Raw genomic sequence first — 15324 nt, 5'->3', positions numbered from 1 at the left:
ATGAAACTGACGACCAAAGGGCGCTACGCCGTCACTGCCATGCTGGACGTGGCGATGCACACCGAGAACGGCCCGGTATCGCTGGCCGAGGTGGCGCGACGCCAGAAACTGTCATTGTCCTATCTGGAGCAGCTTTTTTCCAGGCTGCGCCGGCAGGGGCTGGTGAACAGCAGTCGCGGCCCGGGCGGTGGTTATGCGCTGAGTCGGGAGCCCGAGGGTATCTCGGTGGCCGATATCATCGTCGCGGTCGACGAGCCCGTGGATGTCACGCGCTGTGGCGGCAAGGCCAACTGCAATTCCGAATCGCGCTGTCTGACGCACGATCTGTGGACGGATCTCAGCCAGCAGCTCTACGACTTTCTCAGCAACCGGACGCTGGCGGATGTGCTGGAACGGCATCGGGCACAGAAGGAGCAGGATGGCGTGAAGGAAGTGGTCGTGCATGGCAACGCCCTGAAGGGCGATGCAACCAAATCGAGCAATGCGACCGCCTGAGGCGGCTGCGTAAGGAGTGAACGCATAATGAGTGACCTGAAACTGCCCATCTACCTGGACTACTCCGCGACCACGCCGGTCGACGAGCGTGTGGCCGAGAAGATGACCGGCTGCCTGACCAAGGACGGCCTGTTCGGCAACCCGGCATCGCGCAGCCACAGCTTCGGCTGGGGTGCGGAAAAAGCCGTGGAGAATGCCCGTGAGCAGGTTGCTGCGCTGGTTGGCGCCGACCCGAAGGAGATCATCTGGACCTCCGGCGCCACCGAGTCCGACAACCTGGCGATCAAGGGTGCCGCGAATTTCTACCAGCGCAAGGGCAAGCACATCATCACGGTCAAGACCGAGCACAAGGCCGTGCTGGACACCGCGCGCCAGCTGGAACGCGAGGGCTTCGAGGTCACCTATCTGGGCGTGAAGGAGAACGGCCTGGTGGACCTGCAGGAACTCAAGGATGCGATCCGGGACGACACGATCGTCGTCTCCGTGATGCACGTGAACAACGAGATCGGCGTGATCCAGGACATCGAGGCGATTGGCAATCTGTGCCGCGAGCACGGGATCGTCTTCCACGTGGACGCGGCCCAGTCCGCCGGCAAGGTCGCGGTCGATCTGTCCAAACTCCCGGTAGACCTGATGAGCTTCTCCGCGCACAAGGCCTACGGGCCGAAGGGCATCGGTGCCCTGTATGTGCGCCGCAAGCCGCGGGTGCGCATCGAGGCGCAGATGCACGGTGGTGGGCACGAACGCGGTATGCGCTCTGGCACGCTGGCGACTCACCAGATCGTCGGCATGGGCGAGGCCTTCCGAATTGCCGGCGCGGAAATGGGTACCGAACTCGAGCGCATCCGCATGCTGCGCGACCGCCTGTGGGCGGGCCTCGACGGCATGGAAGAGGTCTACCTGAACGGCGACGCCGAACAGCGGGTCGCGCACAACCTGAATGTCTCTTTCAACTTCGTCGAGGGCGAGAGCCTGATCATGGCGCTGCGCGACATCGCCGTGTCCTCCGGATCGGCGTGTACCTCGGCGAGCCTGGAGCCGTCCTACGTGCTGCGAGCACTGGGTCGCGACGACGAGCTGGCGCACAGCTCGATCCGCTTCTCCATCGGTCGCTACACGACCGTCGAGGAGGTCGACCATACGGTCGAGATCGTGCGCGCCGCAGTCGCCAAGCTGCGCGAGCTCTCCCCACTGTGGGAGATGTATCAGGACGGCATCGATCTGAGCACCGTCGAGTGGGCGGCCCACTAGGCCACCGGCTCGGCACCACGAACGCAACGCGTACTACGCAATAGGAGAACGGTCATGGCTTACAGTGACAAGGTTCTGGACCACTACGAAAATCCGCGCAACGTCGGCAGCTTCGACAAGAACGATGACTCCGTCGGTACCGGCATGGTCGGCGCCCCGGCCTGCGGCGATGTGATGAAGCTGCAGATCAAGGTCAACGACGAAGGCGTGATCGAAGACGCCAAGTTCAAGACCTACGGCTGTGGCTCCGCCATCGCCTCCAGTTCGCTGCTCACCGAATGGGTGCGCGGCAAGACCCTGGACGAGGCCAGCCAGATCAAGAATACGCAGATTGCGGAAGAACTGGCCCTGCCGCCGGTGAAGATCCATTGCTCCGTGCTGGCCGAGGACGCGATCAAGGCAGCCATCTCCAACTATCAGGAGCGGCACGGTCAGGACGAGCAGGCCGAGCAGAAGACCGCCTGAGGTGTCTATGGCGATTACACTGACCGAACCGGCAGCCGAGCGCATCCAGAGCTTTCTTGCCCAGCGTGGCAAGGGTGTGGGCGTGCGCCTCGGGGTCAGGACGACCGGCTGCTCGGGCATGGCCTACGTGGTCGAGTTCGCCGACGATATCGAGGACACCGACACGGTGTTCGAGGATCGTGGCATCAAGTTGGTGGTCAACCCGAAGTCGCTCGTCTATCTGGATGGCACCGAGCTGGATTTCGGCAAGGAAGGCCTGAACGAGGGTTTCAGGTTCAATAACCCGAACGAGAAGGCCCGGTGCGGCTGCGGTGAAAGCTTCAGCATCTGACTGATGCACGCATCCGGGGTGGTGCATGGTGGTTGCCTGGCAGCCACTGTCCCACCCCGTTTTGCGTTGGGCGCCCGTGCCCGATGCCAGCCTCTTGTTGCGAGGACCACAGGACGTCATGACCGACCCCTTCGAGCAGTTCGACTTGCCGGTCGCTTTCGAGATCGACCGTCAGCAGCTGGCCGAGCGCTTCAAGCGCCTGCAGGCCGAGCTGCACCCCGACCGCTTCGTGCGTCAGGGCGACCAGGCGCGGCGCATGGCTGCGGCGATGGCGGCCGATGTCAACGAGGCCTATGCCATTCTCGACGACGACTACCGCCGTGCGGTGGCCTTGCTGGAGCGCGGTGGGATTGCGTTCGATGCAGAACGCGATACCAGCCAGAACATCGAGTTCATCGAGGCCCAGATCGAGTGGCGTGAACGCCTGGAAGATGCCGAATCCGCCGGCGACCGCGAGGAACTGGACGCGGTGGGGATGGAGCTGGAAAAGGCCCGCGACGAAACGCGCTCGAAGGTCGCCGAGGCCCTGGCCGATCCGACATCGCCCGCGGCGCAGGCCAAAGATCGCGTACTCGAGCTGCGCTTTTTCGACCGCTTGCTGGCGGAGCTGAAACGAACCCGACAGAACCTGGCGCGCGGCTGAGCCGCCGCCGTGTGAAGGAGCCGAATTTCGATGGCGTTACTGCAGATCACCGAACCCGGAGCCGACTCCGCCCCGCACCGGCGGCACCTGGCGGCCGGGATCGACCTCGGCACCACGCATTCGCTGGTCGCCACCGTGCGCAGTGGCGTGGCCGACACCCTGCCGGACGAGCAGGGCCGGCATATCCTGCCTTCTGTGGTGCACTACGCGCCGGATGCGGTAAGCGTCGGGCACGCGGCGGCCGAGCATGCGGCGGATGATCCGCACAACACCATTGCCTCGGTCAAGCGCCTGATCGGTCGAGGCGTGGCGGATGTGGCCACGCTGTCGGGCGAATTGCCGTTTCGGCTGAAAACCGGGGACTCCAGCGTTCCGCGGATCGAGACGGCGGCCGGCGACAAGACGGCGGTGGAGGTCTCGGCCGACATCCTCAATACTCTGCGCGAACGCGCCGAAGCCACGCTTGGCGACGAGCTGGAAGGCGTGGTTATTACCGTGCCGGCGTACTTCGACGATCCGCAACGCCAGGCGACGCGCGACGCGGCGCAACTGGCGGGCCTGAACGTCCTGCGGCTGATTAGCGAGCCGACCGCCGCGGCTGTGGCCTACGGCCTGGACCAGGGCGAAGAGAGCACCATTGCGGTCTATGACCTGGGTGGCGGGACCTTCGATATCTCCATCCTGCAGCTGCGCCGGGGTGTGTTCGAGGTGCTGGCCACCGGGGGCGATTCCGCCCTGGGCGGCGATGACATCGACCGCGCGATCGCGGACTGGCTGCTGAATCAGGCCGGAATGACCGGCGAAACCGACCCGCAGCGTCTGCGCCGCGTGCTGCTGGCCGCGCGCGAGGCCAAGGAGGCCCTGACCGACGCCGACAGCACTCGCGTCGAGGTCGTGCGCGCCGATGGCTCGACTTATACGGCGGAGCTCGACCGCGCGACGCTGGTGGAGCTGGCCCGGCCGCTGCTGGACCGGACGATGGCCGCCTGCCGCCAGGTGCTGGAAGATGCCGACCTGGCGCCGGACGCGATCGACGAGGTCGTGCTGGTCGGTGGTTCCACGCGCATGCCGGCGGTCCGCGAGGCGGTGGAAGCGTTCTTTGGCCGCGCGCCGCACGCCGGGATCGATCCCGATCGTGTGGTGGCCATCGGGGCGGCCCAGCAGGCGGACATCCTGGCCGGCAACAAGCCCGATACCGAGCTCCTGCTGCTGGACGTGATCCCGCTGTCGCTGGGGCTGGAGACGATGGGGGGACTGGTCGAGTTCATCATCCCGCGCAACACCACGATCCCGGCCACCCGCGCGCAGGACTTCACCACCTTCAAGGACGGCCAGACCGCGATGTCGCTGCACGTGGTGCAGGGCGAGCGTGATGTGGTCGATGCCAACCGCTCGCTGGCGCGTTTCACCCTGTCCGGTATCCCGCCGATGGTGGCCGGGGCCGCGCGTATCCGCGTGACCTTCCAGGTCGATGCCGACGGGCTGCTGAACGTGACCGCGCGCGAGCAGACCCAGGGCGTGGAGGCGCATATCGAGGTCAAGCCCAGCTATGGCCTGACCGACAGCGAGATCGAGCAGATGCTGCGCGATTCCGCCTCCTCCGCGCGCGAGGACATGGAGGCGCGGCGCTTGCGCGAGGAGCAGGTCGAGGCCGACCGCGTGCTCGAGGCGCTGGATGCCGCGCTGGAGACGGACGGCGATCGCTACCTCGAGGCCGAGGAGCGCCAGACCATCGAGCAGGCGCGCGATGCGCTGCGCGCCGAACGCGAGAAGGGTGCCGATCCCGACGCCATCGAGGCAGCGCGCAAGCGCGTGGAACAGGCCTCCGAGGCCTTTGTCGCGCGGCGCATGAATGACAGCATCCGGCGCGCGCTCGCCGGACACAACGTTAGCGAATACGACGCAGGGAACTGACAACATGCCCCAGGTAATCTTTCTGCCCCACGAGGAAATCTGCCCGGAGGGGGCCTCCATCGAGGCCGAGCCGGGGATCAGCATCTGCGATCTCGCCCTGAAAAACGGGATCGAGATCGAGCATGCCTGCGAGAAGTCCTGCGCCTGTACCACCTGTCACGTCTATGTACGCGAGGGCTTCGACACCCTCGAGGAGCCGACCGAGGACGAGGAAGACATGCTGGACAAGGCCTGGGGTCTGGAGCCGGACTCCCGACTGTCCTGTCAGGCGATCGTGGCCGACACCGATCTGGTGGTCGAGCTGCCGAAATACACCATCAACCAGGTCTCCGAGAACCACTGAGGGCACGGCTATGAAGTGGACCGATACCCAGGAAATCGCGATCCAGCTGGCGGACGAACACCCGGACGTGGACCCGCGCAACATCAACTTCATGGACCTGCGCCAGTGGGTCATGGAGCTGCCGGAGTTCGACGACGACCCGAACCGTTCCGGCGAGCGCATCCTCGAGGCGATCCAGGCCGCCTGGATGGAAGAGGCCGACGTCGACGACTGAGCTATTCGCCAGGCGTCGCCGGATGGGGCTGTTCGGCCTCTTCCTGCTGGTGGCGCCATAGCCGCGCGTAGGCACCTTTGAGGGCCAGCAACTCGCGGTGTGTGCCGCGTTCGACCACGTGGCCGTGCTCCATGACCGCGATCTGTTCGGCGTCGATCACCGTCGACAGCCGATGCGCGATCACGAGCGTGGTGCGCCGTGCCGAGACCTCGTTCAGCGCGCGCAGGATCGCCTTCTCCGAGCCCGAATCCAGCGACGAGGTCGCCTCGTCGAAGACCAGGATCGGTGGGTCCTTCAGCAGCATGCGGGCGATCGCGATCCGCTGTTTCTCCCCGCCCGAGACCTTCAGCCCCCGTTCCCCGACAACCGTATCCAGCCCGTCCGGCAGTTGTGCGATGAAGTCGTCCAGGTGTGCGAGGCGCACTGCGCGACGAATCGCCTCCTCGTCCGCGCCTGGCTGGCCGTAGGCGACGTTGTAGCGGATGGTGTCGTTGAACAGCACGGTGTCCTGCGGCACCACGCCGATGGCCCGGCGCAGACTAGCCTGCGTCACCTCGCGGATGTCCTGCCCGTCGATCGTGATGCGCCCGCCGTCCACGTCGTAGAAGCGGAACAGCAGGCGCGCCAGGGTGGATTTGCCGGCGCCGCTGGGGCCGACGACGGCCAGCTTGTGACCGGCCGGGATCTCCAGCGAGACGTCCTCGAGGATGCGCCGGTTGGCGTGATAGCCGAATTCCACATGCTCGAAGCGCACCGTGCCCGCCCGGACTTCTAGATCGGGGGCATCCGGGCGGTCCTCCACCTGAACCGGTTTTTCCAGCAGGCCGAACAGCCGCTCGATGTTGGCCAGTGACTGGCGAATCTCGCGATAGACGAAGCCGAGGAAGTTCAGCGGCATGAACAGCTGGATCATGTAGGCGTTGACCATCACCAGATCCCCCAGTGACATCTCGCCGGCGGCTACCTGGCGCGTGGCCAGCAGCATGATCACGGTGATCGCGGCGGCGATGATCAGGGCCTGCCCGGAGTTCAGCAGCACCAGCGACAGGACGTTCTTGGTGCGCGCCTGCTCCCAGGCGGCCAGCCCGCGGTCGTAGCGCGCGGCCTCAAAGGACTCGTTGCCGAAGTACTTGACCGTCTCGTAGTTCAACAGGCTGTCGATCGCGCGGGTGTTGGACTCGTTGTCGCGCAGATTGGCCTCGCGCACGAAGCGCGTGCGCCATTCGGTGATCCAGATCGAGAACGCGATGTAGACCGCGACCGCCACCAGCACCGTGACCATGAATACCGGCCCCACGGCGATCAGCAGGATCACCGCGACCAGCGCGATCTCGATCAGGGTCGGCAGGATGTTGAATACGGTAAAGCGCAGCAGGAAGCTCATGCCGCTGGTGCCGCGCTCGATGTCGCGCGCCAGACCACCCGTCTCGCGCGCGAGGTGAAAACCCAGCTCCAGCCGGTGCAGGTGCTGGAACACGCGCAGCGAGGCGCGGCGCATCGCGCGCTCCGCCACGCGCACGAATACCGCGTCGCGCAGCTCGCCGAACAGCGTGCTGCCAAAGCGCAACAGACCGTAGCCGATCACCAGGGCCACCGGTACGGCGACCAGTGCCTCGGTACCGGCGTCCTCGAAGTGCTCGACGATGTACTTCAGCGCCAGCGGGATCGCGACCGTGGCCAGCTTGGCCAGGCCCATCAGCACAAGCGCCAGGATCAGCCGTCCGCGAAACTTCGCCAGATAGGGGAGCAGGCTCTTGAGGATGCGCCAGTTCACCGCCCCGGGGGGCGGTGCATCCGGATGCGCCGTGTGCCCACGCATTCAGGCGGTTTCGACGCGGTTGCGGTTGGCGCGCTTGGCCGCGTACAGCGCCTCGTCCGCGCGCGCGATCAGGTTCTCGGCCGACTCCCCCGGCTGGTGGCCGGTAACCCCGAAGCTCGCGGTCAGCGGTGGGGCGGTCCCGAAGTCATGTGCCTCGATCGCATGGCGCAGGGCCTCGGCGAGATTCGCGGCCTGTTCGGCTGTGGTGTTCGGGCAGAGGATCAGGAACTCCTCGCCACCCCAGCGTGCGGCAGTATCGGAGCTGCGAATGCGGTCGCGCAGCAGGTGTCCGGTCTCGCGCAGGACATGGTCGCCGCGAGCGTGCCCCTGCTGGTCATTGATGGTCTTGAAGTGATCCAGGTCCATCAGGATCGCGGTCAGAGGGCTCGCGTCCCGGCGGGCCTGCAGGATCGCTTCCTCGAGGGCATGGTTACCCTTCAGGCGGTTGTGCAGCCCCGTCAGGGGGTCGGTGGTGGCCAGGCGCTCCAGGTGCTCCTGAGCGGCCTCGAGATCCCGCGTGCGTTCGCTGACCATGCGATCAAGGACCTGGGCGCGGTCCTCCAGTTCCTTGATCGGGTAGGGCTCGTCGGCCCCGTGGACAGTGGTGGGGAACGAGCCGTGCAGGTGCGCCAGACGCCAGCCGTCGTCGGTGCGTCGAAAAACCAGGCTGCCCCTCAACTCGTTGAGCCTGATCTGTTGTCCGTGGATCCGGGTGTGCATCGCGAACGTGATCATCGCGATCGCGACCTCCGGATGCGGAAAGGTCACGTGCTCGTGCTGGATCATGTAGTCGAAGGGCTCCGGGGCCTGCTCGATATCGCGCCGAATGATCGAAGCGGCCTCGTCGGGCGAGAACGCCGCCTCGTCCATGCCGGTTCCGAAACCACAGACGGTTTCGGCGTTAAGTGCCATCACCTCGTTTGCATCCCGGTGCCGCAACCAGGCATCCAGGTACTCGCGGACCGCGCTGCGGACTTCCTCGTCAACCGAATTGCGCATGCTTTCGGACCATCACGTCTGGTGGTGGATACGGGTCGGGCGGGGTGATGCCCAATGTACACGGTGGCAGTTGATTCGTACCAGTCGCGACGGAAGAGAGCGCCCCGGCGGGTCGGGCAGTTTCGAGGCTTGCAGCTTCCGCTGGCATTCGGCAGGCTTCGGAGTTTGCCAGTCCCTGGAGTTTCTTTTGGAACCGACACGTCTCGCCGCCGGGCACGCGCAGGGAAGCGCCCCGGCCATTGCGCCGCTGGACATCCTGCGCGAGACCTTCGGCTATTCCGATTTTCGTGGCCAGCAACAGGCGGTCATCGAGCATGTGATCGCCGGTGGCGATGCCGTGGTGCTGATGCCCACTGGTGGTGGCAAGTCGCTTTGCTACCAGGTGCCGGCGCTGGCCCGCCCGGGCTGTGCGGTCGTGATTTCGCCGCTGATTGCGCTGATGCAGGATCAGGTGGCGGCCTTGCGCCAGAACGGGGTGGCCGCGGCCAGCCTGGATTCCGGTCAGGACGCCGAGACCGCGCGCGGTGTGCTGGCCGCACTCCATGCGGGCGAACTGGATCTCCTGTACCTGTCCCCAGAACGGCTGTTTGCCTCGGGCATGCTGGAGCGTTTGCAGGGGATCGAGCTGGCCCTGTTCGCGATCGACGAGGCGCACTGCGTTTCCCAGTGGGGTCACGACTTCCGCCCGGAATACGGCCAGCTCGCGGTGCTGGCCGAACACTTCCCGGATGTCCCGCGCATGGCGCTGACCGCCACGGCCGACGGGCCGACTCGCCAGGAGATCCGCGAACGGCTAAGGCTGGAACAGGCCCGCGCGTTCATCAGTTCCTTCGACCGCCCCAACATCCGCTATCGTGTGGCTCAGGCCGATGGCGGGCGCGGGGGCACGCCGCGCGACCGCCTGCTGCGCTTTATCCGTGAGGAGCACGCCGGCGAGGCGGGCATCGTCTATTGCCTGTCGCGCAAGAAGGTCGACGCCCTGGCCGAGTGGCTGGCGGAGCAGGGGATTCCCGCGCTGCCCTACCATGCGGGCCTCTCGGCGCGGACCCGCGCGGAAAACCAGACCCGCTTCCTGCGCGAAGAGGGCGTGATCATGGTGGCCACGATCGCGTTCGGCATGGGGATCGACAAACCCAACGTGCGGTTCGTCGCGCACATGAACCTGCCCAAGAGCCTGGAGGGGTACTACCAGGAGACCGGGCGCGCGGGGCGCGACGGGCTGCCGGCCAATGCCTGGATGGTCTACGGCCTGCAGGACGTGGTCACCCTGCGCCAGATGCTGGAGGGCTCGCAGGCCGGCCCGGAGCGCCAGCGCATCGAGCAGCAGAAACTGGACGCGATGCTGGGGTTCTGCGAGATCACCAGCTGCCGCCGCCAGGCTCTGCTGGCGTACTTCGACGAACACATGCCGGAACCCTGCGGGACCTGCGACAACTGCACGGATCCGCCCGCGACCTGGGATGCCACTGTGCCGGTTCAGAAGCTTTTGTCCTGCATCTACCGCACCGGCGAGCGCTTCGGGGCCGGGCATGTGATCGACGTGCTGCGGGGGTCTTCGAGCGAGCGCCTGCAGCGGCTCGGGCACGACCGGCTGAGTACCTACGGGATCGGCACCGAACTGGACAAGATGCAGTGGCGCGGGGTAGTGCGCCAGCTATTGGCCCGAGGTCTGCTGCGGCTGGATGACGAGGGCCACGGCGGCTTGCGCCTGGATCCGGCCTGCCGGGGCGTGCTGCGCGGGGAGGAGTCCATCCACCTGCGCGAGGAGCAGGCCCGTCCGGCGCGGCAGGCCCGGCCCGCACGCCGCGACACAGCGCGCAGCGTATCCGCGATGGACCCGGAAGACCGGGGTCTGTGGGAGCGCCTGCGGGCGCTGCGCACGGACCTGGCGCGCGAGCAGGGGGTGCCGCCGTATGTGATCTTCTCCGACGCCACACTGCTGGAGATGGTGGCCAGCGCGCCGCGTACGCCCGAGGAGATGGCCGGGATTACCGGGGTGGGGCAGCACAAGCTCGAGCGCTACGGCGACGCGTTCATCCGGGCCATCGAGGGGCATTTCGGGCTATAGTGGTGCAAACGCCGGGACAGGCCCGATAACAAGACAACAACAGCCGGGGAGACCGCGTGAGCCATACCCCTTTTCTGAAAGATTTCTACGAACTCCGGGATGGCCAGGTGGTGGTTACCCCCGAGCAGGGTAGCGACTTCGCCAAGACGCTGGCGGGCGACTTCAACCCGATCCATGATGCCGACAACCGGCGTTTCTGTGTGCCCGGCGATCTGCTGTTTGCCCTGGTGCTGGATACCTTCGGCGCGAGCGCGAACATGCATTTTCGCTTCACCAGTATGGTGGGCGGACATGTGCCGCTGATCTTCCCGGACACCCCGGGCGATGCCTTCGCCATTACGGCAGACGGCGGCAAGAGCGTGATCGAGGTCGAGCGCTCCGGGCGTGTGATCGATGATCCGGATGTGATCGAATCGCTGATCCGCAGTTACGTCAGCTTCTCCGGGCAGAATTTCCCGCATGTGCTCGTGCCGCTGATGGAGGAGCACGGGGTGATGGTGAACCCCAAGCGCCCGCTGGTGATGTACGAGCGCATGGGCTTCAGCCTGCCGGAGCCGCTGGCCGCAACGGCCGGTGTCCCGGAACCGCGGCTCAAGGATGCGGTGATGACCGTCAACGGCAAGCGCGGCGAGATCCGCCTCGACTACGAGCTGGTGATCGACCAGGCCGTCGTGGCCGAAGGCAGCAAGCATCTGGTGCTGAGCGGCCTGCGCCCGTACGACGCCGCGGACGTCGAACAACTGGTGGCCGACTACGAGAGCTGGAAGGCCGCCTACAGCGGCGAGAGCCGTGCACGGCGGGTGGCCGGCTAGCTCCGCCGACTCCGCATCCTTCGGAGTCGCTATCTACTCGGCCGTATCGCGCGCGTGTTCGGCCAGGAGATCGCGCGGGATGATCGCCAGCGTCTCCTCGTGCGTGGCGCGCAGGAATACCCCGGGCGCACAGCCGGCCTTGTAGGCCTCCAGCCAGCGCCCCGCACAAAGACACCAGCGATCCCCGGCCTTCAGACCCGGAAATCCAAATGCCGGGTTGGGGGTGCTCAGGTCGTTCCCTCTGGCGCGCGAGTACTCCAGAAAATCCTCGGTCATCTCGGCACAGACGGTGTGAATGCCCTGGTCGTCATGGCCGGTCGCGCAGTCACCGTCGCGATAAAAGCCGGTGACGGGATCGGTGCCGCAGGGTTCCAGCGGGCGACCAAAGACGTTGCGGGACTCGAAGCGCTGCATCAGTCAGCATCTCCTGGTGAATGATCTACCTTGGCAGGATATCGAAGTCGTCAGCGTACCGAGTGGTTCCTGCACAGGGGATGAGAGTTCATCCTGGAACGACGGCGTAAGGTCTCGCGAAGCGACTGCATAGTGTGAAGGGATTGGCAGTTTTTCGGGTGTGCCGGAACGCCCGGGCCTTTCGCGCGGACTCACGGGCAGGAATCCACACAAGGAGTAGGTGACATGATGTCGACGAAACGTTGGGTATTGGCGGCGGCGCTGGGCGCCTTGTTCACGGTCGGCACCGCTCAGGCGCAACCGGGCCCCGGTGGCCCGCCGGGGGGCTCGCCCGGGGCCAGTGGTGGTACCCCGGCCGGAGGCAATCCGCCCCCGGGCCATGGCGGAACACCCCCGGGACAGCAGCGCGGTGGCAGCAGCCCGGACCTGCCCAAGCCGCCGCGTTCGTCCAGCCCGCCCTCGCCGGGGGATGGCCCGTTGCCGGATCCGTCCGACCTGCCGGAGCCGCCGACCCCGCCGACGCCTGATCTCTGATCAACCTTCCCGGATGGTTTAGCGATTCTCTGCCCGTCGCGCCCGCAGCGCGGCGGGTAGGGCCGGGTTCATCAGAACCGCATAGGCCGCGGTGGCGGCCACCACACCAACTAGTGGCGGCACGACGGGCGAGTAGTACGCGGCCGCCGAGCCGGCGGCGTAGGCCAGCAGCCCCGGCCAGTGAAAGCTCGGGAGCCGGGTGTTGGCCAGTTGTGGATACTGCCCCCGGTGGCGCAGCCAGTAATCGGCCATGATTACACCCCCCAGCGGCGGGATGAAGGTCCCCAGCAGGATCAGGAACGGCACCAGGTAGTCATACATCCCGGCCACCGCCAGTGCCGTGCCGATAGCGGCCCCGAGTACCGTCACCAGGCGCCTGCGTTGGGTGCGCAGCAGATTGCAACCGGCCACGCCGAAGTTGTAGATGGTGTTGTCCTGAGTACTCCAGATGTTCAGCAGCAGCATCAGCAGCGTGAAGGTCACGAACCCCTGCGCCAGCATCACGTGGACGATGTCCGCCTCGTGATAGATCAGCGCGCCCAGTGCGCCGGTCAGTACCATCAACCCATTTCCCAAGACGAAGGCCGCCAGGGTGGCGATCACCGCAATGCGGGGTGTGCGCGCGAAGCGGGTCCAGTTGGTCGCCAGTGTTGCGCCGCCGACAAACGTCCCGATCACGATGGTGAGCGCGGAGCCGAAGCCCATCTCTGTTTCCGGATCCTGCCCCAGCAGACCGCCGGGGCCGCCGACCTCGCCCACGCCAATGAACAGCGTGAACAGGATAAACAGCAGCATTACCGGCACGGCGACGCGGGAGAGCCAGTCGAGACCACGGTAGCCGATCATCGCGGTGATGCAGAAGGCGAAGCCGAACAGCACCATCAGTCCGACCTCCATGGGTTCGGGGAGGGCGGTGGTCTCGACCAGTATGATCGCAACCGTTGCGGTACCCCAGGCGTACCAGCCGATCTGGGTGAACGCGAGGATCACGTCGGAGAGCTTGCTGCCCCACTCGCCGAAGCAGAAGCGCCCCATCAGCACTGTGTGCAGCCCGCTCTTGCAGCCGATGTAGGCGAGTGTGGCCGCATAGGCTCCGAGCAGGAGATTCCCAAGCGCAATCACCACCATCAGTTCGCCGAAGCTGAAGGCGGTGCCGAGCGAGCCGCCGGCCCAGAGGGTCGAGGTGAAAAAAGTGAACCCGAACAGGACCACGGTCATGGACCAGAACCCCTTGCGGGCGTGGTCCGGTACTTCGCTCAGGGGGTGATCGTTGTGGTTCACACGCGTCCGTTGGCTGGGGGTCCGGGGGAGTGTACCGATGGTCGTGCTACTTCGCCTGACCTCCCAGCTCCCTCATTTTTTCCAGCCAGCGTTCGCGGCTAGCGGCATTGCCCCCGGACTGCCCGATCAGGGTGTGGCGCACGGGGCTGAAGCCGCAGAAAAGGAAGACGTTGCGCTCCAGGCTCCTCAGGCTGTGCGCGCGATAGAACCAGCGGTAGATCGGTGCCGGCATGCCCATGGTGACGACGATACGCACCGAGCGGCCCCTCAGCCGGGTATGGCGCAACTGGTTCATGTCGCCGTCACCCACAAAGGATGGCCGAAAGACCTGCTCCAGGAAGCCCTTGACCAGCGCCGGCATATCGCCCATCCACAGGGGGTAGACGAGCACCAGGTGGTTGGCGACCTCGATCAACTCCTGTGCCTCGAGGATCGCCGGGGGCACGGCCTCCTCCAGGAACTCGGCCTGGCTGCGCAGCAGCGGGAAGTCACGCTGGGCGATCGGGAACGCATCCACTGCGAGACCTGCACGCTCGGCACCCTCGCGGTAGGCGTCCGCCAGCGCATGGTCGAAGTGGCCTTCGGCCGGGTCCGGGTGGCCCTGCAGGATCAGGATGCGTGTCATCGGCCAGCCTCCGGCAGCTCGGGAACAAACCACTCATTACGAGCGTAGCCCATCACTGAAGCCGTCTGGCTTTACTGCCAGTAGCAGCGGCGGATCGATGCACATTGATTCGAGTTTGCCCTACGATATTCCGGGTGCTGCAGCGCAGTAACGGAGACGGGTGGAAATGGCTTTTGATCCGGTAGTTTTGTTCTTCCTGCTCGGGGCAATTGCCGGGCTGGCCAAGTCGGATCTCAAGATCCCGATGGCGATCTACGAGGCGCTGTCGATCTATCTGTTGCTGGCCATCGGGTTGCATGGCGGCGTGAAACTGGCCGAGAGCGAGTTGGTGCCGCTGATTCTGCCCGGCCTTGCGGTGCTGACGGTCGGGGCCCTGATCCCGCTGCTGGCGTTCCCAGTGCTGCGCTGGCTGGGGCATATGCCGCGCGCGGATTCGGCCTCCATCGCCGCACACTACGGCTCGGTCAGCGTGGTGACGTTCTCGGTAGCGGTCGCCTTTCTCGCAGCCCGCGGGATCGACTACGAGGGTCACATGGTGGTCTTCCTCGTGCTGCTGGAGATGCCGGCGCTGGTGATCGGCATCCTGCTGGCACGCATGGGCACGAAGGGACCGGTGCAATGGGGCAAGACCATGCACGAGGTCTTTTTCGGCAAGAGCATCTTCCTGCTCGCCGGTGGGCTGGTGATCGGCTTCGTGGCCGGTCCCGAATTGATGGACCCACTGGAGCCGATGTTCTTCGATCTGTTCAAGGGCGTACTGGCCCTGTTTCTGCTGGAGATGGGGCTGGTCGCCTCCAGCCGGATCGCCGAGGTGCGCCAGTACGGGCTGTTCCTGGTGGTGTTCGCGATCGTGATGCCGGTGGTCTCGGCGATCCTCGGGATCCTGCTGGGCTGGGGCCTGGGCATGAGCCTGGGTGGTACGCTGCTGCTGGCTACCCTGTACGCGAGTGCGTCCTACATCGCCGCACCCGCGGCCATGCGCATCGCGGTACCCAAGGCCAACCCCGCGCTGTCGATCGGGGCCTCGCTGGGGGTCACCTTCCCGTTCAATATCTTCCTGGGCGTCCCGCTGTACTTCTGGATGACCCAGTGGCTCTACTCGCTGGGAGGCTAGGA

17 protein-coding genes are annotated in these 15324 nt (G+C 65.9%); 12 read left to right on the top strand and 5 right to left on the bottom strand.

Annotated elements, in window-relative coordinates; genetic code table 11:
* The 8 genes from F466_RS0105785 to iscX all read left to right on the top strand — a co-directional run bounded on the left by F466_RS0105785 (position 1) and on the right by iscX (position 5656).
* The gene (locus tag F466_RS0105785; RefSeq protein WP_018138886.1) at positions 1–495 is read left to right on the top strand and encodes an Rrf2 family transcriptional regulator; all 495 of its coding nucleotides are present in this window, start codon (positions 1–3) and stop codon (positions 493–495) included.
* Positions 496–522: 27 nt separating this feature from the next.
* On the top strand, positions 523–1746 hold the full coding sequence (locus tag F466_RS0105780) for an IscS subfamily cysteine desulfurase (RefSeq protein ID WP_018138885.1): 1224 nt from the start codon (positions 523–525) through the stop codon (positions 1744–1746).
* Positions 1747–1800: 54 nt separating this feature from the next.
* Positions 1801–2211, top strand: coding sequence for a Fe-S cluster assembly scaffold IscU (gene iscU / locus F466_RS0105775; protein WP_018138884.1), 411 nt, complete (start codon positions 1801–1803; stop codon positions 2209–2211).
* A gap of 7 nt (positions 2212–2218) precedes the next feature.
* A complete protein-coding gene (iscA, locus tag F466_RS0105770) occupies positions 2219–2542 on the top strand; it encodes an iron-sulfur cluster assembly protein IscA (RefSeq protein WP_018138883.1) in 324 nt (107 codons plus the stop codon).
* Between the two features lie 118 nt (positions 2543–2660).
* Complete coding sequence (gene hscB, locus F466_RS0105765) at positions 2661–3185, top strand: Fe-S protein assembly co-chaperone HscB (protein WP_018993639.1); 525 nt, start codon at positions 2661–2663, stop codon at positions 3183–3185.
* A gap of 30 nt (positions 3186–3215) precedes the next feature.
* Entirely contained in the window at positions 3216–5099 is a 1884-nt protein-coding gene (gene hscA / locus F466_RS0105760) for a Fe-S protein assembly chaperone HscA (RefSeq protein WP_018138881.1), read from the top strand.
* A 4-nt stretch (positions 5100–5103) separates the two neighbouring features.
* A complete protein-coding gene (gene fdx, locus F466_RS0105755) occupies positions 5104–5442 on the top strand; it encodes an ISC system 2Fe-2S type ferredoxin (protein WP_018138880.1) in 339 nt (112 codons plus the stop codon).
* 10 nt (positions 5443–5452) lie between these two features.
* Entirely contained in the window at positions 5453–5656 is a 204-nt protein-coding gene (iscX, locus tag F466_RS0105750) for a Fe-S cluster assembly protein IscX (protein WP_018138879.1), read from the top strand.
* A gap of 1 nt (position 5657) precedes the next feature.
* Here the strand turns inward: iscX and F466_RS0105745 are convergent, their stop codons facing one another.
* Together F466_RS0105745 and F466_RS0105740 are read right to left on the bottom strand one after the other, a co-directional pair.
* On the bottom strand, positions 5658–7475 hold the full coding sequence (locus tag F466_RS0105745) for an ABC transporter ATP-binding protein/permease (protein WP_018993638.1): 1818 nt from the start codon (positions 7473–7475) through the stop codon (positions 5658–5660).
* Positions 7476–8474: a diguanylate cyclase gene (locus F466_RS0105740; protein WP_018138877.1), complete on the bottom strand. Its 999-nt coding sequence runs from the start codon at positions 8472–8474 to the stop codon at positions 7476–7478. It abuts the gene before it with no gap.
* A gap of 187 nt (positions 8475–8661) precedes the next feature.
* Here F466_RS0105740 and recQ point away from each other — a divergent pair, with 187 nt between their 5' ends.
* Together recQ and F466_RS0105730 are read left to right on the top strand one after the other, a co-directional pair.
* Complete coding sequence (gene recQ, locus F466_RS0105735) at positions 8662–10542, top strand: DNA helicase RecQ (protein WP_018649344.1); 1881 nt, start codon at positions 8662–8664, stop codon at positions 10540–10542.
* A 56-nt stretch (positions 10543–10598) separates the two neighbouring features.
* Positions 10599–11354, top strand: coding sequence for a DUF3581 family protein (locus F466_RS0105730; RefSeq protein WP_018138875.1), 756 nt, complete (start codon positions 10599–10601; stop codon positions 11352–11354).
* A 33-nt stretch (positions 11355–11387) separates the two neighbouring features.
* Here the strand turns inward: F466_RS0105730 and F466_RS0105725 are convergent, their stop codons facing one another.
* Positions 11388–11768 (bottom strand): DUF2237 family protein, encoded by a 381-nt coding sequence (locus F466_RS0105725; RefSeq protein WP_018138874.1) that lies wholly within the window; start codon positions 11766–11768, stop codon positions 11388–11390.
* A gap of 228 nt (positions 11769–11996) precedes the next feature.
* Between F466_RS0105725 and F466_RS13385 the strand changes: the two genes are divergently transcribed.
* Positions 11997–12302, top strand: a complete 306-nt coding sequence (locus F466_RS13385; RefSeq protein WP_081601208.1) for a hypothetical protein — start codon at positions 11997–11999, stop codon at positions 12300–12302.
* Between the two features lie 18 nt (positions 12303–12320).
* Here F466_RS13385 and codB read toward each other — a convergent pair whose 3' ends face one another.
* Positions 12321–13583, bottom strand: a complete 1263-nt coding sequence (gene codB, locus F466_RS0105720; RefSeq protein ID WP_018174415.1) for a cytosine permease — start codon at positions 13581–13583, stop codon at positions 12321–12323.
* A 46-nt stretch (positions 13584–13629) separates the two neighbouring features.
* Positions 13630–14208, bottom strand: a complete 579-nt coding sequence (locus F466_RS0105715) for an NAD(P)H-dependent oxidoreductase (protein ID WP_018174416.1) — start codon at positions 14206–14208, stop codon at positions 13630–13632.
* A gap of 166 nt (positions 14209–14374) precedes the next feature.
* Here F466_RS0105715 and F466_RS0105710 point away from each other — a divergent pair, with 166 nt between their 5' ends.
* The gene (locus F466_RS0105710; protein WP_018138871.1) at positions 14375–15322 is read left to right on the top strand and encodes a sodium-dependent bicarbonate transport family permease; all 948 of its coding nucleotides are present in this window, start codon (positions 14375–14377) and stop codon (positions 15320–15322) included.
* Positions 15323–15324: the final 2 nt, after the last annotated feature.

This window comes from Thioalkalivibrio sp. ALgr1, from assembly GCF_000378285.1.
GTDB lineage: Bacteria > Pseudomonadota > Gammaproteobacteria > Ectothiorhodospirales > Ectothiorhodospiraceae > Thioalkalivibrio.
The sequence above is the reverse complement of the archived record's forward strand: the minus strand, read 5'-3'. Positions and strand labels throughout refer to the sequence as shown.

Excerpts from the sequence above, each read along its gene's own strand:
- F466_RS0105785 (WP_018138886.1), top strand. The coding sequence starts at position 1 with ATGAAACTGACGACCAAAGGGCGCTACGCCGTCACTGCCATGCTGGAC.
- F466_RS0105740 (WP_018138877.1), bottom strand. The coding sequence starts at position 8,474 with ATGCGCAATTCGGTTGACGAGGAAGTCCGCAGCGCGGTCCGCGAGTAC.
- hscB (WP_018993639.1), top strand. The coding sequence starts at position 2,661 with ATGACCGACCCCTTCGAGCAGTTCGACTTGCCGGTCGCTTTCGAGATC.
- F466_RS0105710 (WP_018138871.1), top strand. The coding sequence starts at position 14,375 with ATGGCTTTTGATCCGGTAGTTTTGTTCTTCCTGCTCGGGGCAATTGCC.
- iscX (WP_018138879.1), top strand. The coding sequence starts at position 5,453 with ATGAAGTGGACCGATACCCAGGAAATCGCGATCCAGCTGGCGGACGAA.
- fdx (WP_018138880.1), top strand. The coding sequence starts at position 5,104 with ATGCCCCAGGTAATCTTTCTGCCCCACGAGGAAATCTGCCCGGAGGGG.
- iscA (WP_018138883.1), top strand. The coding sequence starts at position 2,219 with ATGGCGATTACACTGACCGAACCGGCAGCCGAGCGCATCCAGAGCTTT.
- F466_RS0105725 (WP_018138874.1), bottom strand. The coding sequence starts at position 11,768 with ATGCAGCGCTTCGAGTCCCGCAACGTCTTTGGTCGCCCGCTGGAACCC.
- hscA (WP_018138881.1), top strand. The coding sequence starts at position 3,216 with ATGGCGTTACTGCAGATCACCGAACCCGGAGCCGACTCCGCCCCGCAC.
- F466_RS0105715 (WP_018174416.1), bottom strand. The coding sequence starts at position 14,208 with ATGACACGCATCCTGATCCTGCAGGGCCACCCGGACCCGGCCGAAGGC.
- iscU (WP_018138884.1), top strand. The coding sequence starts at position 1,801 with ATGGCTTACAGTGACAAGGTTCTGGACCACTACGAAAATCCGCGCAAC.
- F466_RS0105745 (WP_018993638.1), bottom strand. The coding sequence starts at position 7,475 with ATGCGTGGGCACACGGCGCATCCGGATGCACCGCCCCCCGGGGCGGTG.
- F466_RS0105780 (WP_018138885.1), top strand. The coding sequence starts at position 523 with ATGAGTGACCTGAAACTGCCCATCTACCTGGACTACTCCGCGACCACG.
- F466_RS13385 (WP_081601208.1), top strand. The coding sequence starts at position 11,997 with ATGTCGACGAAACGTTGGGTATTGGCGGCGGCGCTGGGCGCCTTGTTC.